The organism is Lelliottia sp. EB106-05-01-XG201, assembly GCF_058791735.1.
The window spans coordinates 3146280-3164862 of the sequence record NZ_JBYTDV010000001.1 but is presented as its reverse complement, the minus strand read 5'-3'; the positions used below and the strand labels follow the sequence as shown (position 1 = coordinate 3164862).

Below are 18583 nucleotides of genomic sequence, written 5' to 3'. Positions count from 1 at the left end.
GGGCGGAGTATAACTATTCGGCACCCATCAAACGAACACTGTGAGGAACGTCATATGCGTTATCAAAAACTGGGCAATACCGGTCTGTTTGTTTCTGAACTCTGCCTCGGCACCATGACCTTCGGGGGCGAAGGCGGCATGTGGGGTAAAATTGGTCAGCTCCAGCAGAGCGAGGCGGAAAAGCTGGTAGGCCGCGCGCTGGATGCCGGAATTAACTTTATCGACACCGCCAACGTCTACTCGGAGGGGCGTTCGGAGGAGATCACCGGCCAGGCGCTGAAAAATCTCAAGATCCCGCGTGAAAATGTGGTCGTTGCCACCAAAGTCTTCGGCGAAACCGGCACGGCAGGCGTCAACTCGCGCGGCAGCTCGCGCTATCACATCATCAATAGCGTCAAAGAGAGCCTGCGCCGCATGCAGCTCGATCATATCGATCTCTATCAGCTGCACGGTTTCGACCCGGCAACGCCGATCGAAGAGACGCTCTACGCCCTGGATAATCTGGTGCAGCACGGTCATGTGCGCTACATCGGCGTGTCGAACTGGGCGGCGTGGCAAATCACCAAAGCGCTGGGGATCTCCGAGCGCCTCGGGCTGGCGCGGTTTGCCTCGCTTCAGGCGTACTACACCATCGCCGGGCGCGATCTGGAGCGTGAGCTGGTACCGATGATGCAAAGCGAAGGCGTCGGGCTGATGGTCTGGAGCCCGCTGGCTGGCGGTCTGCTGAGCGGGAAGTATAGCCGCGACGGGCAGAGCGAAGCAGGCAGTCGTCGTCAGGAGTTTGACTTCCCGCCGGTGGAAAAAGATCGCGCGTTCGACTGTGTCGATGTGATGCGCACCATTGCTGAGAGCAAAGGCGTGTCGGTGGCACAGATCGCGCTGGCGTGGCTGCTGCATCAGAAGGTGGTGAGCAGCGTGATCATAGGGGCCAAACGCGTTGACCAGCTGGATGACAATATCGCCGCGACCGCAATTCGCCTGAGCGACGATGAACTGCAACAGCTCGACGCCGTCAGCGCGCTGCCGCGGGAATATCCGGGCTGGATGCTGGAGCGTCAGGGCGAGTATCGCCGGAACCAGCTGAAGGGTTAACCTTCATTGCCGGATGGCGCTTCGCTTATCCGGCCTACAAAACCCGCGACAGTTGGCCGGATAAGCGAAGCGCCATCCGGCTTTTTTATTTCTATCCCGCTCACAAAAAACGATCCTCCCCTTTGCTTGATTTTTCATCTTTGGCTATATGACTAGTCATGAAATTTAAATGACTAGTCATATAGGGAGAGACCATGAAGCAATCACTGCCAGCTAACTTTTTATGGGGTAACTCGGTGTCCAGCATGCAGACCGAGGGGGCGTGGAACGAGGGCGGAAAAGGGATGTCGGTATACGACATCCGCGAAGCCGGTGAAAACGCCTCGGACTGGAAAGTCGCGACCGACTCCTATCATCGCTACAAAGAAGATTTCGACCTGATGCAGGATCTGGGCATGAACTGCTACCGCTTCCAGATCTCCTGGAGCCGCGTCTGCCCGCAAGGCGATGGCGAATTCAACGAAGAGGGCATCGCGTTCTACGATCGCTTCATCAACGATCTCATCGCGCGCGGTATCGAGCCGATGGTCTGCCTGTATCACTTCGACATGCCGCTGGCGCTGGCCCAGGAGTACAACGGCTTTAACGACCGTCGGGTGCTGGACGCGTTTGTGCGTTACGGCAAAAAGATGATCGACTGCTACGGCGACCGCGTGAAGTACTGGCTGACCTTCAACGAGCAGAACATATTCCACATGCCGGAAGCGTTCCGGGTGTCAGGCTACATGAAGGGCGAGCAAACCCTGCGTGAACTGTACGAAATTCAGCACCATACGATGGTGGCGCACATGGCGCTGACGGAGTATCTGCATCAGGCCAAACCGGGCCAGATGATGGGCGGCATGCTGGCGCATCAGCTGATCTACCCGGCGACCTGCAAACCGCGCGATATCTTCTGCGCCCAGCAGTACGACGAATTCCTCAACCAGAACCTGCTGCGCGTCTTTGCGGGGCAAGGCTACAGCCCGGCGGTGATGGCGGTGGTTGAGCAGCAAGGCTTCGGCGATATCTATCGCGCGGAAGATTTGGCCCTGCTGGCGCGTACCAAAAATGATTTCATGGCGTTCAGCTACTACGCGAGTAAAACCCTCGACAGCGACCCGATCCCGGAAGGCACGCCGGTGAACTACTACCTGGCCCACGGCGAGAAAAACAACCCGTTCCTGAAAGCCACCGAATGGAACTGGCAGATCGACCCGCTCGGTTTCCGCACCATCATCACCCGCTACTACAACGACTGGCGGATGCCGGTGTTCCCGATTGAAAACGGCATCGGGGTGATTGAGTCCTGGGACGGGGTGAATCCGGTCGAAGATGACTACCGCATCGACTATCACCGCAAGCATTTCGAGGCGATGAAAGCGGCGATCTTCGAAGACGGTGCGCAGGTGATCGGCTATCTCGGCTGGGGTTTGATCGACATTCTCAGCTCGCAGGGCGACATGCGTAAACGCTACGGCGTGGTGTACGTCAACCGCGAGAACCACGATCTTAAAGATATGAAACGCGTGCCGAAAAAGAGCTACGCGTGGTTAAAACAGGCTATTCATAGCAACGGAAGCGAGCTGTAAGTCGTACGCTGCCGGACCGGTTTTTGTGACTGATTGATGGGAAATATCCGCTATGTCTGATACAAAAATTACACCTGCGATGCAGTCGTTTGTCGACAGATTTGTTGAGTTCTCCGCGCGCCTGGCCAACCAGGTTCACTTACGCTCCCTGCGCGATGCCTTCGCCACGGTGATGCCGATCTTCATCCTGGCCGGTCTTGCGGTACTGGTGAATAACGTGGTGTTTCCATGGGTGCTGGAGGGTGAAACCCTCGCCCAGTTCAAAGTGTGGGGCGAGGCGATCATCAACGGCACGCTGAACATCGCGGCGCTGTTGCTGGCCCCGATGATTGCCTGGTCGCTGGCGCGCAACAAAGATTTCGACAACCCGGTTTCGGCAGTGGTTATCGCCGTCAGCAGTTTTATCATTATGATGCCGATGCAGTTGCAATTAGTGCCCGTCGGCAGCCAGACTGCGGTGAACGTCACCCAGGTGCTGACCTTCGGCAATATTGGCTCGACGGGGATTTTTGCCGGGGTGCTGATCGGCCTGATCTCTACCGAAGTCTTTATCGCGATTTCGCGCCTGAAAGCATTGCACATTTCGCTCGGTGAGAACGTCCCGCCTGCGGTGAGTAAATCCTTTACGGCGCTGATCCCGACCATCATCACGCTTTCGCTCTTCGCCGTTGTGGCGGCGCTGCTGGCGAACGCGCTGCACACGGATCTGATCCACCTGATCACCCATTTCATCCAGCAGCCGCTGCGACTGATTAACACCAGTCTGCCCGGCACCATTTTTATCTACAGCTTCGGGAATTTCCTGTTTACGCTCGGTATTCACCAGTCGGTGGTGAACAGCGTGATTCTGGAACCTTTCCTGTTAATCAACACCAATGAGAACATGCTGGCCTTCGCCAACGGGCAGCCGATCCCGCATATCATCAACAATATTTTTGTCCCGACCTTCGGGATGATTGGCGGGACGGGCAGCACCATCTCGCTGCTGATCGCTATCTTCATCTTCTCGCGCCAGAAATCGGCCAAACAGGTGGCGCGGCTGTCGCTGGCGCCGGGGCTGTTTAACATCAACGAGCCGGTGATTTTCGGTCTGCCGATTGTTTTTAACCTGCCGCTGATGATCCCGTTTGTGTTGCTTCCGGCGATCGGGATTTACTTCGCCTGGCTCTGTACCACGCTCGGGCTGATGTCGCGCTGCGTGGTGATGATCCCATGGACCACGCCGCCGATACTCAGCGCCTGGCTGGCGACGGCGGGGGACTGGCGGGCGGTGGTGGTTCAGTTGGCAATCATCGTATTTGGTGTATTCTTCTACCTGCCTTTCCTCAAGATTGCTGAGAGGGTGGCGTTGAAAAACAGTGTGATAGCGGATTAATCAAAAGGAAAAGGCATGGCGGCGAAGTACATCACCATCGCGCGGGAAATTAAGAAACGCATTATCAGCCAGCAGTATGCCGCCAATGAACCGCTGCCAGACCAGTTTGCGCTGGCGGCGGAGTTCAGCACCAGCAGGATGACCATCCAGCAGGCGATGCGCCAGCTGATCGTTGAAGGGCTGGTCTACACGCGCCAGGGGCAGGGGACCTTTATCCGTAAGAACTTCCTGCAGCTCTCCCAGTGGGATCTCTCCGGCAGCGACTACTTCGGTGCGACCAAAACCTGGGAACATCTCGGGACGGTGAGCAGCAAAGTCGTTCATTTCGAGCTGCGCTTCCCGAATGAGAAAGAGCAGTCGTCCCTGATGATTAATGCCGATACGCCGATCTATGATTTTATCCGCCTGCGCTCCCTCAACGGTGAGCCGATGTCGCTGGATTCCACGGTCATGCCGCTGAATCTGGTGCCGGGACTCAATAAAACCCATCTCGAAAGCTCGGTGTTCCAGTATGTGCAGGAGACGCTGGGGCTGAAAATTATGGGATCGTATCGCGTGGTGCGGGCGCTAAAACCGAATGCGCTGGATATGCAGCATCTGGTCTGCGAACAAACCGACCCGGTGCTGGAGGTGGAGCAGGTGATCTATCTTGAGGATGGCACGCCGCTGGAGTACGCGCACTGCCACTATCGCTACGATCACGGCGGCATCGTTATCGTGAATAACGGGTAATAAAAAAGCGGGCTGATGAGCCCGCTTTTTTGTTTGCGACAACTTAAATCAATTCAAACGTACCGGCATACCGGAACGGTTCTGCACTGCCTGATCCACAACGGTCGATTCAACATCGGCCTGGCCGGTGACCGCCTGAATGTTGCTCTTCAGGGTGATCGGCACGATCTCGTTGTTGTTGATCTGGTCTTCGCTGGTGGACAGCGGGTTGTGTACTTCGATGTAGCGGCTGCCATCTGGCTCGGAGGTCGCTTTGACCGGCTCATTGATGAACTGGACGCGGGTACCGACCGGCACGTTCTCGAACAGGAACTTGATATCGTCGTTACGCAGACGCACACAGCCGTGGCTCACGCGCAGTCCGATACCGAAGTTGGCGTTGGTCCCGTGGATCGCATACAGACGACCGATGTACAGCGCGTACAGACCCATAGGGTTGTCCGGGCCGGCTGGCACAACGGCTGGCAGCGGTTCACCGGCAGCGATGTATTCTGCGTGCATTTTGGCGGTTGGCGTCCAGGTTGGACCCGCTTTCTTACGCTCTACTTTGGTGGTCCAGTTCAGCGGGGTGTCTTTACCCAGCTGACCGATACCAATCGGCAGAACGATGACGGTGTTGGTGCCTTTCGGGTAGTAATACAGACGCATTTCGGCGCTGTTGATCACGATACCTTCATGGACGGTGTCCGGCAGGATCAGCTGCTGAGGAATGTTCAGCACGGTCCCGGCTTTTGGCAGATACGGGTCAACGCCCGGGTTCGCTTCCAGCATGTTGGACAGGCCCAACTGGTATTCAGCGGCATAATATTCCAGCGGCTGGGAGTTGCCTTCCGGAACAATAACCACCTGGTTTTGACCCACCAGACGGCTACCGTCTGTCGGCAGCGGATAAGTCACCGCAGAAGCGGTATTGCAAAAACCTACTACGGCTAACGCCGCCGCAAAAAGCGTTGATAATTTCATATTCATGTTATGCGAGGTATCTTTGCCACTCTGGCGATTAGTTGATGAGTCTGAATCATTGATGGGAGCGCATTATATGTGCATTCCCTCGCGCATGGAATTCAGATGTGTACGAAATCACATTTTTTTCGATTTTGTTAAAGTTTAGTGGTTCGTTGCCACACGGGATCTCATTTCGGAATTGTGGCATAATGCCGTGTTTATCACACTTTTTCGCAGGAATCTCCCCGTGTTAGTTACCAGCAACGTCACTATGCAGTTTGGCAGTAAGCCGCTGTTCGAAAACATTTCCGTCAAATTTGGCGGCGGCAACCGTTACGGCCTGATTGGTGCCAACGGTAGCGGAAAATCCACCTTTATGAAGATTCTCGGCGGCGACTTAGAGCCGACGCTCGGCAACGTGTCGCTCGATCCGAACGAGCGCCTCGGTAAGCTGCGTCAGGATCAGTTCGCCTTCGAAGAGTTTACCGTGCTCGACACCGTGATCATGGGACACGGGGAACTGTGGGAAGTGAAGCAAGAGCGCGATCGCATTTATGCGCTGGCTGAAATGAGCGAAGAGGACGGCTATAAAGTCGCCGATCTGGAAGTGCTGTACGGCGAAATGGACGGCTACTCTGCCGAATCCCGTGCCGGTGAGCTGCTGCTCGGCGTCGGCATACCTGTTGAACAACATTACGGCCTGATGAGCGAAGTCGCACCTGGCTGGAAGCTGCGTGTCCTTCTGGCGCAGGCCCTGTTCTCCAACCCGGACATTCTGCTGCTCGATGAACCGACGAACAACCTGGACATCGACACCATCCGCTGGCTGGAGCAGACGCTGAACGATCGCGACAGCACCATGATCATCATTTCGCACGACCGTCACTTCCTGAACATGGTCTGCACCCACATGGCCGATCTGGACTACGGCGAGCTGCGCGTTTATCCGGGCAACTACGACGAGTACATGACCGCGGCCACCCAGGCGCGCGAACGTCTGCTGGCGGATAACGCCAAGAAAAAAGCGCAGATTGCTGACCTGCAATCCTTCGTTAGCCGCTTTAGCGCCAACGCCTCTAAATCTCGTCAGGCGACGTCTCGTGCCCGTCAGATTGATAAAATTAAGCTGGACGAAGTGAAAGCGTCCAGCCGTCAGAACCCGTTCATCCGCTTCGAGCAGGACAAGAAACTGTTCCGTAACGCGCTGGAAGTGGAAGCGCTGGCGAAAGGGTTTGATAACGGCCCGCTGTTCAAAAAATTCAACCTGCTGCTGGAAGTGGGCGAGAAGATTGCGGTACTGGGCGCGAACGGCGTGGGTAAATCAACCCTGCTGAAAACCCTGGTCGGCGAACTTCAGCCTGACCACGGTACCGTGAAGTGGTCTGAAAACGCCCAGCTCGGTTACTACGCGCAGGACCACGAATACGAGTTCGAAAACGATCTGACTGTCTTCGACTGGATGAGCCAGTGGAAGCAGGAAGGCGACGACGAACAAGCGGTTCGCGGCATTCTGGGCCGTCTGCTGTTCAGCCAGGACGACATCAAGAAGCCTGCTAAAGTGCTGTCCGGTGGTGAAAAGGGCCGCATGCTGTTCGGTAAGCTGATGATGGAAAAACCAAACATCCTGATCATGGACGAACCGACCAACCACCTGGATATGGAATCGATCGAATCCCTGAACATGGCGCTGGAGATGTATCAGGGCACTCTGATCTTCGTCTCCCACGACCGTGAGTTTGTGAGCTCCCTGGCGACCCGCGTGATTGAGATTACGCCGGAGCGCATCGTGGACTTCACCGGTAATTACGAAGATTACCTGCGCAGTAAAGGCATTGATAATTAATGCAAAATGCCGGGTGGCGCTGACGCTTACCCGGCCTACAAGGTCAATGCAAAACGGCAACCCAAGGGTTGCCGTTTTTTATGGTTCTGAACCCGTAGGCCGGGTAAGGCGAAGCCGCCACCCGGCAATCAACGGCTACAAAGCCCACTCACTCTGCTCGATACCGTTCACCAGCAACTTACGTTTCTCACCCACCGGCAACGACACCTTCAACGCTTTCCACGCCGGGCGATAATCCCCGTGCGCCGTCACGTTCAGGTTGATAGTCGACCCTTCACACACCATCTCCCACTCCAGCCACAGGGCATTGCCTTTCTGATAACCCCAGCTCTCGCCGTCGTCCTCAAACAGCATGCCTGACGTCGTGCCCACGCCTTTCAGCGGGAACAATTTCAGCTCGCGCGTATCATCTTTCGCAGCAGACACATGGGTAATGCGTTCGCTGAGCGGGAGACCCGCACCGGCACGCACCAGCAGCGGCAGTTTTTCCAGCGGTGCGTCGCGGACGATCCACTGCCCGCCGGAGAACCACTCGTGAGTGTAAAAATCGTACCAGCCGGTTTCGTTCTCCGGCAGCCAGAGGCGGCGCTCGCGCTGGCCTTGTTCGACGACGCTGGCGACCAGCACATCGCGACCCAGCAGGAAATCGTCGCACTCTTCGAACGTCTGCGCGTCATGCTCGTGATCGAGGAAGGTCGGACGCAGCATCGGCTCGTCATCCGCATGGGCCTGCCACAGCAGGGTGTAGAGATACGGCAGCAGACGATAGCGCAGCTCAATCGCACCGCGAATGGCAGGCGTCACGCCCGGATACATCCACGGCTCATTCACCGTATGGTCGTCATTCCACGAGTGAATGGTGAAGCGCGGGTGCATCACGCCGTTTTGAACCCAGCGTACAAACAGCTCGGCGTCCGGTTTATCGCCGGAGAAACCACCGACATCGTGCCCGACGTTAAACAGCCCGGAGAGGCTCATGCCCAGCCCCATGCGGGTGTTGTAGCGCAGGGTGTCCCAGTTGGTGCGGTTATCGCCGCTCCAGGTCTGGACGTAGCGCTGCATCCCGGCGCAGCCGGAGCGGGAGATCAGGTACGGACGTTTGTCCGGGGCAAAACGCTGCTGAGCTTCCATCGAGGCGCGCATCATCAGCAGCGGCATCACCGGGCGGATATGCTTGATGGCAATCTCCTGACCAAACCCGTGGCAGCGCGCTTCCCCGTCCCAGACTTCAAACTCGTTGTTATCGTTCCAGGTGGAGTCGATTCCCATCTCCAGCAGCTGGGTGGTCACGCCTTCCTGCCACCACTGAATGGTCTGAGGATGGGTAAAGTCGAGGTGCGACCCTTCGTCATCCCAGAAGCTGGAACGTTCTGGCGCATCCGTTTCTGAATCACGGATAAACAACCCGCGCTCTGCCACTTCGTTATAGCGTGGATGATCCTGCAGCAGGCACGGCTTGATGTTCGCCGCCAGCTTCAGCCCCGCGTCGTGGAACGCCTGGCTCATCACCTTCGGCTGCGGCACTTTGTCGTAGTTCCAGTTGAAGACGTAACGCTTGCCGTTGATCGAGGTATACCCGGACGACAGCTGGAACGAATCGCACGGAATCGCGTGCTCTTCGCACAGGCGGATAAAGTTCATCAGCTGGTTCTGCGCGTCCGGCGCGTCGGTGTAGTGCATAGTCGAGCCGCTGTAGCCGAGGCTCCATTTCGGACCGAACAGGGTTTTCCCGGTCAGACGAACAAAGGCTTTGGTCACGTCCAGCACGCGTTTGCCGGTGAAGATGTAGTAATCGATATCGCCCGCTTCGGCCTGCCAGCGGCGATACGCCGTGTGGTAGTTGTCGATTTCGTTGCCCAGATCCAGCCAGCAGCTGCTCAGGTTGTCGTAGAAAAGACCGTAGCTCACGTCGTCGCGGCGGGTGATGGTGAACGGAATATGCTTGTACAGCGGGTCGGTGCTGACCGCGTTATAGCCCATCGCGTCGAGGTTACGCATCTCGTAGCGTTTGCCGTTGCGCTGCAAATCGCCCGCTTTTTCGCCCAGACCGTAAAAACGCTCTTCCTTACGACGGCTGAGATAGTGCGCCGCGCCGTCGCCGTGGGCGTTCAGCAGGTAGGCGCTGGTCGGGCGATCGTGCGCCAGCTCCAGCCACTCACCGGCCTCATTGCGGTAGTGCCACTCCAGCCACAGAGGCTGATGGACGGTAACGCGCAGCTGCTCGGTGGCGAGCGTAAGAGTGTCGTCCTGCTGGGTCAGCGTCCACGTCGGGCAGGTGAATCCGCTCAGATCGTCGCGCTGACGACCTTCCCACGGCACATCCTTGTCCGGCGCGATGCTCCAGGTTTTATTCAGCGACAGCTCGCCTTTGCGTTTGATCAGCACGCGGAACAGATTCTGTTCCAGCACATACAGGCACAGACGGTGCTGGCTATCGACCAACAGTTCCAGATGGTTCGCGGACTGTTCAAGTAAGGTCCAGTTTTTCAGGGTTTTCATATGCAATACATCCACTATCAGGCGCGCTTGGCGCGACGTTCAGCAATAAATGCCACCAGGAAAACAGCGCCAATCAGGTCAAAGAAACCCATGGCAATGAAGAGCGGGTTGAAGCCGATTTTGTCGGCGGTCACACCAATTAAAAGAGAGAACAGGAAGCTGGCGATCCACGCCGCCGAGCCGCGCATACCGTTGACGGTGGCCATCTGGCCTTTGTCGAACGACTCCACCACCAGGGCGCTTAACATGCAGGAGATGATCTGATGGCCGAAACCGCCGATGGAGATCAGCACGATGGTGATATAGGGGTCACGAGTGATGGCGACCGCCGCCAGGGAGATCATCAGGAAGGCACCGGTGACGGAGCTCGCCACGACGGAGTTCACGCGAGTACAGCCGAACCAGCGGGTGTAGAGGCGGGTGAGGTAGCCGCTGACCACGCTGCCCAGATCGGCGGCGAGGAACGGCAGCCAGGCGAACATCGCAATCTGTTTCAGATCCATGCCGTGCTCTTTCGCCAGATACAGCGGCACCCAGAAGCTCAGTACCGCCCAGGCCGGTTCCGCCATAAAGGCCGGAATAGCGATCCCGTAGAAGCGTTTGTTTTTGGAGACGGTTTTCAGGGCGGTCAGGAACGGCATTCTGACGGCTGGCGGTTCGTTATCCTGCTTGATAAACGCCAGTTCGTCCTTGCCGAGATTCGGGTGCTGCTCCGGGTTATGGTAGAAGGCCCACCACAGGATCACCCACAGCAGCGCCAGCACGCCGGTAAACATAAACGCGCCCTGCCAGCCGAAGGAGGCGTGAGCGAAGTAGATGATAGGTGGAGCCAGCATCGCCCCAATCGAGAAGCCGACGCCGGCCCAACCAGCGGCCACCGGACGCTCAGATTTCGGGAACCACTCGCCGATGGTTTTGGCATTCGCCGGTGTCGCAGCCGCTTCCGATGCCCCCATGAAGAAGCGCAGAACCGCCAGATGCAGCCAGCTGCTGGCTCCGGCGTGGAAAATACACATCAGCGCCCAGATCCCGGCGCAGACCATAAAGCCAATCTTCAGGCCAATCACGTCAATCAGCCAGCCGCACAGGGGCTGGAACAGGGTATAAGCAATCTGGAATGCACCGACGATCCAGGAGTACTGCTCGGTGGTGATCCCCATGCTCTCTTTCAGTTCAGGGGCCAGAATGCCTAACGAGTTACGGGTGATGTAGTTAACGGTGACGCCCAGTAAAAACAGCACCAGCACGTACCAGCGCAGATTCTTGATGACGCGGCGGGCTTTGCTTGCCACGACAGGGGTATTAATGTCCTGACTCATTTTTCTCTCCACAAGACGGACGGTAAGGGGATGAACGTATCGGGTGTCACACCGGTTTTTATGCCTTTGATAGTTATCTGTTTTATGACTTCAAGTTGCTATACAACTAGTATGGAAGTGGTGTGACAAGTTCACCTTAAGGGAGAAAATGAGCGGGAAATAGTGGATTTTGTGCAAGCTTTCTCATAACTGTGCGGCTTATTTTGGCATGATGCCGTTAAAGCCTGCTGTTACCGCAATCTCACGCTATGAAAATTTTTTCATTTGGCAAATGGAGCGAGATCACAAAATGGATAAAAGACTTAAAATCGCCGAAATCGCCGCCCGGACGCAGCTTTCCATCAGCACTGTTTCCCGCGTGCTGGCGGGGAAGTCGAACACCAGTGAAAAGGCGCGCACCAAAGTGCTGGCCTGCGCGCGCGAGCTGGGGGTGATGGACGGCATGGCCGCCGGGCGCTTGCTGCTCAACAGTCTGGTGGTCTTTGCTCCGCAGCGCGCGTTTGACGAGCGGTCCGACATCTTTTACTACCGCGTGATCCAGAGCGTCAGCAAAGGGCTGGCCTCCCACGAAGTCCGGCTGCGCTACTGCGCCCTGGAGGAGAACGACAGCGATGCGCAGCTGTTTCTCGCGCGCATGAACGAACCCGACACCCAGGCGGCCATTTTGCTCGGCATCGACGATCCGCATATTCACGATCTGGCCGTCGATATCGGCAAGCCCTGCATGCTGATTAACTGCCGGGACCAGCGGATGCGCCTGCCTGCCGTGGCACCCGATCATCGCGCGATTGGCGAACGGGCGGCGGAGTATCTGTTTGAGATGGGCCATCGCGAGGTGATGAACGTCCTGTGCCTGCGCCGCTACACCATGGAGCTGCGTCTGGCGGGCATTCGCGATGCGTGGCGCGGGCATAATCTCAAGTTCAACGACAAACGCGATCTGCTGGTGGTGCCGAGTTTCAGCGCCAAAGAGACCGAGCAGCAGGTGAGCGAATGGCTGAGCCTGATGGCGGAAAAAACGCTGCCGACGGCCTTTTTAGTCGGCGGGGATTTCATGGCAGAGGGCACGATTCGCGCCCTGCAAAAGCACGGCCTGCGCGTCCCGCAGGATGTGTCGGTAATGAGTATCGACGGCTTTAATCTGGCCGCCATTCAGGATGTGCCCTTAACGGCGGTGCATGTTCCGCGCGACGAGCTGGGAACCGAAGCGGTGCATATGCTCCAGCAAAGGCTGATGCGCCCGGACGCGCCGGTCGGGACGCTGTTGCTGAACGGCACGCTGGCGGTGCGGGAGTCGGTACGGCGGATACGTCAGGGAAAACGACGCACCGCCGTGGAGCGGGAAGGGTTGTACGACGCTTAGGCCATGCCCAGCGCGCGTTTCCCGTGGATATTGAGATCGTTCAGGGTAAAGCGGTCCTGCCAGGTTTTCTCATAATCTTCGCGCGGGAAATCGCCCGGTGACGCCCCGGTTTCCAGCGCCGCTTTGACTTTCTGCGCGTAGGCGAGGTTTTTCTCGCACATCGGCGCGGCAGGAATGTACATCACGTTGCCCCAGCCCTGCTGATTCTCCACCGGCGCGACCGAGTGGATCACGTCGCAGTGCCACCACACGGAATCGCCCGCCTCCAGCGCCGGAATGCTGGTCAGAGCTTCGATGAGCAGCGGATGCCACTTCTCGGAGACCGGCAGCACGCGGCCTGGCGCAACGCCACAGAGTTCATCTTCCGGCACATCGTCCAGCAGCGGACGCAGTAGAATGTAGGCCATCGCCTCCGGGATCGGCACCACGTGCAGCAGACCCTGATTCGGGATCATATCCGACAGTGCGGTCCAGCCCTGGAAGGTACGGAACACCGAGCATTTGGTGGTGTTATCCACGGTGTACTCTTCCACTTCGGTGCGGTGCGCCGCATTCCACGGATCGTACTGATCGACATTCCCGTCAAACACGCGGGCAAACACCTGCTGATAGGCCGGGAGCAGCCAGCGTTCCAGCGCACCGGAGTCCGTATGCGCGCCCAGACCTTTCGAGGTGGTGCCCGGCGGGCGGCGGCGGATGCGATCCGGGTAGATCACGCTGACGTCCGGGTTGAACCACTGTTTGCCGTTGCTCTCGAATGTCCATAAACGGTTCAGGAACGATTGCACCTGCGCCATCTCTTCACTCTGACGCGCCTGCATCTGCGCCTGCGACCAGTAGATCGGGAAAATCTCCGGGCGCGAAGCGGTTAAGGTGCCAAAAAAGTTATCCCCCGGCCCTTTGTACACCTCGTCAAACTGGTTGAGATCGAGATAGTCGAGCATCGAGTTATCCCACGCCAGCGCCTGCTCGCGCGGGAAATGACCTTTGATCACCGCGCAGCCACGGCGTTTCACCGCCTCGCGCTGTGCCGCCGTGATCTTCCCGTTCTTCACATCTTCAAACGGAATAACTGGCCAGACGCTTTCACCCTTGCTTTTCAGGGCGTTGATTTCCGCCACGCGGGTGGCAATTTTATCGCTGAGCTGGTCAAAAACGCCCTGAACGTCACCGATTTGGGCACGTAACTCGCGTTTTAACTGGCGAATGGCGGCCTTGTGGTCCGCAGGCAAAATTTCACTGGAGAAGGTCATAACTGCCTCGCTATCTTTCATTCGAAAGTAAAAGTATCTACAAGTGATACTTTAAGTTAAAAATAAGTTAATGCAAGTTTAAAAACTTGACGGGCAGCACAGGATGAAAAAAAGAGTGAGATGCCGGAGCGTCGCCCCGGCAGGGGAGGAATCAGAGGTTAAAACGGAGCGGTATGGTCGAGCACGGCCTGAATGACGTTCAGCGCGCCCTGATGGTTATTGTCATCGGTGCTGAATTTGCTGATGGTTTTGATGCTTTCCGCCGCATTGCCCATGGCGAACGAGTATTTCACCAGCTTGAGCATCTCCGCGTCGTTGCCGCTGTCACCAATTGCCACGCACTCCTGAGGAGAGACATTCCAGCGTTTCAGCAGGCGGCTGATGCCGTTGGCTTTGTGCAGGCCAGGGATGATCAAATCAACAAAGCCAAAGCCGCTGGTCACCGGTTTCATGATGCCGTCTAACGAGACATGCAGTTTGTCGATGAGGTCAGGAATATCGCTGTCCGGCAGGTTCAGGGAGAACTTAAACAGCACGTCGTCGATCTCCTGATAGTCGCTGATGCGCTGTAAGCGGTGGTAGTGTTTGGACATCAGCGCCACGAACTCGTCCGGCGCGTTTTTGCTGACGTAAGCGCTCTCCAGCCCGCAGGCGACGAAGTTGAGCTGTTTGTCTTTCAGTAATTCGCCGATCACGATCTGTGATTCGTGACGCGTCAGTTCGCCGTGGAAAATTTGCTCGCCGTGATCGAAGACCAGGGCGCCATTTTCCGCCACGAAGGAGATCTGTTCTTTCAGTTCCGGGAAGAAGGAGATGAGCTGGTAATACTGATTCCCGCTGGCGACCACGAACTCGATGTCGCGGGCCTGAAGCTGCTGAAATTGCGCCAAAAAGCGGTCACGATCGTACTGCTTGGCGTCATCAAGGAAAGTTCCGTCCATATCGGTGACGATAACTTTTACGGTCATACATTGCTCTCCAGAATATTACTGCGACCAGCAACATTCTAATAACAATGTGACCCGAACCACAAATTTATTTCGAATGAAAGTAAAAGCGCCGGGTGGCGGCTGCGCCTTACCCGGCCTACGGGGAGAAGCAAGTAGGCCCGGTAAGCGCAGCGCCACCGGGCGTGAAGGTTAAAGCGTATGCTCAGTCCGGGCGATAATATCGTCCTGCGCATCCGGCGACAGGGCGGTGAAGAACGCGGAGTAGCCCGCGACGCGCACCACCAGGTCACGATACTGGTCAGGATGTTTCTTCGCTTCCAGCAGCGTCTCGCGCGACACGATGTTGTACTGAATGTGCCAGCCTTTATGCACCTCGAAGAAGGTGCGCAGGAGCACCATCAGCTTCTGGCGGTCCGAATCGTTTTCCAGCGTCGTTGGGTTCAGCTTCTGGTTCAGCAGCACGCCGCCGAGAATCGCCTCCGTTGGCAGCTTGCCGACGGAACCAATCACCGCCGTTGGGCCGAGGTGGTCGGTACCGGAAGCCGGGCTCGCGCCTTCCGCCAGCGGGGTATGGGCTTTACGCCCGTCCGGTGTCGCCATCGTTGCTGCGCCAAACGGCACGTTCGCGGAGATGGACGAGGTACCCGCGTAGTAGTTCCCGCCAATCGGACCGCGACCGTAGCGCGGGTTGTGATACTGCTTCAGCTCTTCGATATAGGTTTCGTACGCACGGGTAAGCAGGAGATCCACGCTGTCATCGTCGTTGCCGTACTTCGGCGCGCCGTTGATCAAACGCTGGCGCAGCTGCTCGTGCGTCAGACCGTCGTAGTCCTCTGCCAGTGCCTTCGCCAGCTGCTGCTGACCGATAGTGCCCTGTTCGAACACCAGCTTTTTCACCGCCGCCAGGCTGTTGCCGAGGTTGGCGATACCAACCTGCAAACCCGACACCCAGTCATATTTCGCGCCACCTTCTTTGATGCTTTTCGCGCGTTCGATGCAGTCATCCACCAGCGCCGAGCAGAGAATATCGTGGACGTTCTCCTCCAGCATGGTATCGACCACGCACTCAATTTCGATCGATTTGCGGGTGTAGTAGCGGATCTGGTTATCCCAGGCGGCCATCACCTCGTCGAAGTTGTCGAAGTTACCCGCCGACAGCGCTTTGTCCTGCGGCAGGAACACCTTGCCGCTGGTGGCGTCGCGGCCACCTTCCATCGCCGCCAGCATCACGCGGGCGAAGTTGATAAAGCTCATGCCGGTGCAGCGATAGCCCCACTTGCCGCCGACGGCGGTTTCGATGCAGCCGATTGCCGCGTAGTCGTAGGCGTCCTCTTTTTCGACGCCGAGTTTGATGAACTCAGAGATCACGATTTCATCGTTGTTAAACGCTGGCATGCCGAAGCCGCAGCGGATCACCTGCACGCAGGCGTCGAGGAAATCGTTGCTCATCCCCGCGTGATAACGCACGCTGAGGTTTGGCTGGGTGGAGCGCAGACGACCGCAGGATTCCAGAATCGCGTAGGAGAGCGGGTTGACCGCATCCATCGCCTCGCCGTTCACCAGTTTCTGCCCGCCAATGGTGACGTTCTGATACAGCGGGCTGCCCGCCGAGGCTTTCGAGTGCGAGCCGGAGCGAATCTTGTTCACCTCCAGCAGTTTCAGCCAGCAGCTGTGCAGCAGTTCAATCGCCTGTTCACGCCCCAGCGTGTTATTCAGCTCCACGTCGCGGCGGTAGTACGGATAGAGATACTGGTCCATACGGGCAAACGAAACCGAGTGACCGTTGGATTCAATTTGCAGGATCAGCTGGATGAAATAGCACAGCTGCAGCGCCTGCCAGAAAGTTTTTGGCGGCTCGTGGGCAATCACGTCGCAGTTTTCCGCCATCGCCAGCAGCTCGTCGCGGCGGCTTTCGCGGATCTCATTGCTCGCCATCTCACGCGCCAGGGCGGCAAAGCGCTGGATGTGCAGGGTGACCGCTTCAAGCACGATATCAATGGCTTTCAGGAACTGATCGCCATGCAAGTCTTCCAGCACGGTCAGGTTGATGCGGGTCCGGCGCTCCGCCACTTTGGCGCGCATCCCGTCGAGGCCTTTTTCCAGCAGCAGCGGGAAGTTAACCGCCAGGTGCGCGTCGCCGGAGGTCATGTTGCCTTCGGCTTTAATGATGCCGGTTTCCAGCAGCCCTTTTTGCTCGTCGGTAAACATGCCGTAGCAGCGATCCTGCACCGTCTGGCCGCGCCACCACGGGCAGACGTCGTGCAGCACGCGCTTGTTCTCTTCGCTCACCGCGAAGCCTGCGCCCGGACGGTCGGCCAGATCGTCGATCTCTTTTTCAATCCACGAGACGGTGTATTCCGGGAAGATCGGCGCGGCGCGCACTTCGCTTGCCTGGTTGCCGATAATCAGTTCGTCGTGTTTGATCCAGATGGTTCGTTTCGCCAGATGATGGGCCAGCGCCAGCGCGCGACGTACCGGGATCGGTTTGTCCATGTGCTGCTGGTACATTTCGGTGTAATGCTGTGCACGCTCGGTACAGACCGGCGGTTTGACGATATGCACCAGAGCGGTTTTGTGCGCCTTAATGCGGTCTGTCAGGGTGTTCAGATTCAGCTGTGTCATAACATTATCCTCGTAAGGTCGCCGTTAACCCATTCTGGGCCGCAAACTGTTGGGCAAAATCCAGTAACTCAGGGTTATCGAGCGGTTTGTCAGGGGCAGAGTAGGGAAGGCCGAGCAGGGTGTATTTGTTCATGCCAAGGGTGTGGTACGGCAAAAAATGGATATCGCGGACATTCAGTTCGTCGGCGGCGAAACGGGTGATGGCTTTAATCGAGGCTTCATCGGCGTTAAAGCCCTGAATCAGCGGCACGCGGATGGTCAACTCTTTTCCGGCCGCGGCCAGGCGTTTTAAATTTTCCAGCACTCGTTTTGCCGAGCCGTCAGTCCACTGTTTAAACACCTCAGCATCGACGTGTTTCAGGTCCGCGAGGAACAGATCGACATACGGCAAAGCCGGTTCGATGTAATGCCACGGTACGTGCAGACAGGTTTCGACCGCCGTATGAATCCCTTGTTCGTGGCTGGCTTTAAACAGCGAATGGGCCAGGCCCGGGCTCATAAAAGGTTCGCCGCCGGAGAGGGTAATGCCGCCGCCGCTGCGATCGTAAAAGGGTTTGTCGCGCAGGACGGTCGCCATAATGTCGGCCACCTGTTTTTCCTCGCCGCAGACCGTCAGCGCCTGGGTCGGGCAGCATTCGGTGAGGGCGTCGAGATGGGTTTCGTTGAGTTTTTCGCGATGGATGATCAGTCCGTTCAGCGCACGGTCAATAATCCCCGGCGCAGCCTGCTGGCACAGGTCGCAGCCTTCGAGGCACAGACGCGCATCAAACAGCACATCCCGCGTGCGGGAGCGGCTCTCCGGGTTCTGACACCAGCGGCAGCCGAGGGAGCAGCCCTTGAGGAACACCACGGTACGAATACCTGGGCCGTCGTGGGTGGAGTAACGCTGAATATTGAAGATCATATTTTCGCCTCTTGTTGCGTATGAAGATTAAATAACTTTCGAATGAAAGTTATTTTGATGTGCGTCAACTCTGAGGAAGGTTTTTACGTGGTAGTGTTACGGCAGGTTAATTTTG

13 protein-coding genes are annotated in these 18583 nt (G+C 57.2%); 6 read left to right on the top strand and 7 right to left on the bottom strand.

The window, feature by feature from the left end; translation table 11 throughout:
• Window positions 1-54 precede the first annotated feature (54 nt).
• The 4 genes from AC3WS9_RS14860 (at window position 55) to AC3WS9_RS14845 (ending at window position 4770) form a co-directional block, all read left to right on the top strand.
• Window positions 55-1092: an aldo/keto reductase gene (locus tag AC3WS9_RS14860; protein ID WP_492489081.1), complete on the top strand. Its 1038-nt coding sequence runs from the start codon at window positions 55-57 to the stop codon at window positions 1090-1092.
• Between the two features lie 194 nt (window positions 1093-1286).
• Entirely contained in the window at window positions 1287-2663 is a 1377-nt protein-coding gene (locus tag AC3WS9_RS14855; protein WP_285145492.1) for a glycoside hydrolase family 1 protein, read from the top strand.
• A gap of 52 nt (window positions 2664-2715) precedes the next feature.
• On the top strand, window positions 2716-4038 hold the full coding sequence (locus AC3WS9_RS14850) for a PTS sugar transporter subunit IIC (RefSeq protein WP_492489079.1): 1323 nt from the start codon (window positions 2716-2718) through the stop codon (window positions 4036-4038).
• Between the two features lie 15 nt (window positions 4039-4053).
• On the top strand, window positions 4054-4770 hold the full coding sequence (locus tag AC3WS9_RS14845) for a GntR family transcriptional regulator (protein ID WP_103948755.1): 717 nt from the start codon (window positions 4054-4056) through the stop codon (window positions 4768-4770).
• A gap of 48 nt (window positions 4771-4818) precedes the next feature.
• Here the strand turns inward: AC3WS9_RS14845 and ldtB are convergent, their stop codons facing one another.
• Window positions 4819-5739 (bottom strand): L,D-transpeptidase, encoded by a 921-nt coding sequence (gene ldtB / locus AC3WS9_RS14840; protein WP_282492289.1) that lies wholly within the window; start codon window positions 5737-5739, stop codon window positions 4819-4821.
• 223 nt (window positions 5740-5962) lie between these two features.
• On the opposite strand from ldtB, the gene AC3WS9_RS14835 reads away from it, so the two are divergent.
• Window positions 5963-7558 carry an ABC-F family ATPase gene (locus tag AC3WS9_RS14835; RefSeq protein ID WP_492489076.1) on the top strand — a complete coding sequence of 532 codons (1596 nt, stop codon included), beginning with the start codon at window positions 5963-5965 and terminating at the stop codon, window positions 7556-7558.
• A gap of 135 nt (window positions 7559-7693) precedes the next feature.
• Here AC3WS9_RS14835 and AC3WS9_RS14830 read toward each other — a convergent pair whose 3' ends face one another.
• Window positions 7694-10057, bottom strand: coding sequence for a glycoside hydrolase family 31 protein (locus AC3WS9_RS14830; protein WP_492489074.1), 2364 nt, complete (start codon window positions 10055-10057; stop codon window positions 7694-7696).
• 17 nt (window positions 10058-10074) lie between these two features.
• Window positions 10075-11376, bottom strand: coding sequence for an MFS transporter (locus tag AC3WS9_RS14825; protein WP_285145490.1), 1302 nt, complete (start codon window positions 11374-11376; stop codon window positions 10075-10077).
• Between the two features lie 289 nt (window positions 11377-11665).
• On the opposite strand from AC3WS9_RS14825, the gene AC3WS9_RS14820 reads away from it, so the two are divergent.
• Window positions 11666-12739 (top strand): LacI family DNA-binding transcriptional regulator, encoded by a 1074-nt coding sequence (locus tag AC3WS9_RS14820; RefSeq protein ID WP_492489072.1) that lies wholly within the window; start codon window positions 11666-11668, stop codon window positions 12737-12739.
• Here the strand turns inward: AC3WS9_RS14820 and AC3WS9_RS14815 are convergent.
• From AC3WS9_RS14815 to AC3WS9_RS14800, 4 genes are all read right to left on the bottom strand, one after another.
• On the bottom strand, window positions 12736-13992 hold the full coding sequence (locus tag AC3WS9_RS14815) for a DUF1479 domain-containing protein (protein WP_492489070.1): 1257 nt from the start codon (window positions 13990-13992) through the stop codon (window positions 12736-12738). The genes AC3WS9_RS14820 and AC3WS9_RS14815 overlap by 4 nt on opposite strands.
• Window positions 13993-14150: 158 nt before the next feature.
• The gene (locus AC3WS9_RS14810) at window positions 14151-14960 is read right to left on the bottom strand and encodes a Cof-type HAD-IIB family hydrolase (protein ID WP_492489068.1); all 810 of its coding nucleotides are present in this window, start codon (window positions 14958-14960) and stop codon (window positions 14151-14153) included.
• Between the two features lie 171 nt (window positions 14961-15131).
• Window positions 15132-17564 carry a formate C-acetyltransferase/glycerol dehydratase family glycyl radical enzyme gene (locus tag AC3WS9_RS14805; protein WP_492489066.1) on the bottom strand — a complete coding sequence of 811 codons (2433 nt, stop codon included), beginning with the start codon at window positions 17562-17564 and terminating at the stop codon, window positions 15132-15134.
• Between the two features lie 4 nt (window positions 17565-17568).
• Window positions 17569-18468, bottom strand: a complete 900-nt coding sequence (locus tag AC3WS9_RS14800) for a glycyl-radical enzyme activating protein (RefSeq protein WP_492489064.1) — start codon at window positions 18466-18468, stop codon at window positions 17569-17571.
• Window positions 18469-18583: the final 115 nt, after the last annotated feature.

What these genes read in the sequence shown, in the direction of transcription:
- AC3WS9_RS14860 (WP_492489081.1), top strand. Translation starts at nt 55, where the DNA reads ATGCGTTATCAAAAACTGGGCAATACCGGTCTGTTTGTTTCTGAACTC.
- AC3WS9_RS14855 (WP_285145492.1), top strand. Translation starts at nt 1,287, where the DNA reads ATGAAGCAATCACTGCCAGCTAACTTTTTATGGGGTAACTCGGTGTCC.
- AC3WS9_RS14850 (WP_492489079.1), top strand. Translation starts at nt 2,716, where the DNA reads ATGTCTGATACAAAAATTACACCTGCGATGCAGTCGTTTGTCGACAGA.
- AC3WS9_RS14845 (WP_103948755.1), top strand. Translation starts at nt 4,054, where the DNA reads ATGGCGGCGAAGTACATCACCATCGCGCGGGAAATTAAGAAACGCATT.
- ldtB (WP_282492289.1), bottom strand. Translation starts at nt 5,739, where the DNA reads ATGAATATGAAATTATCAACGCTTTTTGCGGCGGCGTTAGCCGTAGTA.
- AC3WS9_RS14830 (WP_492489074.1), bottom strand. Translation starts at nt 10,057, where the DNA reads ATGAAAACCCTGAAAAACTGGACCTTACTTGAACAGTCCGCGAACCAT.
- AC3WS9_RS14825 (WP_285145490.1), bottom strand. Translation starts at nt 11,376, where the DNA reads ATGAGTCAGGACATTAATACCCCTGTCGTGGCAAGCAAAGCCCGCCGC.
- AC3WS9_RS14820 (WP_492489072.1), top strand. Translation starts at nt 11,666, where the DNA reads ATGGATAAAAGACTTAAAATCGCCGAAATCGCCGCCCGGACGCAGCTT.
- AC3WS9_RS14815 (WP_492489070.1), bottom strand. Translation starts at nt 13,992, where the DNA reads ATGACCTTCTCCAGTGAAATTTTGCCTGCGGACCACAAGGCCGCCATT.
- AC3WS9_RS14810 (WP_492489068.1), bottom strand. Translation starts at nt 14,960, where the DNA reads ATGACCGTAAAAGTTATCGTCACCGATATGGACGGAACTTTCCTTGAT.
- AC3WS9_RS14805 (WP_492489066.1), bottom strand. Translation starts at nt 17,564, where the DNA reads ATGACACAGCTGAATCTGAACACCCTGACAGACCGCATTAAGGCGCAC.
- AC3WS9_RS14800 (WP_492489064.1), bottom strand. Translation starts at nt 18,468, where the DNA reads ATGATCTTCAATATTCAGCGTTACTCCACCCACGACGGCCCAGGTATT.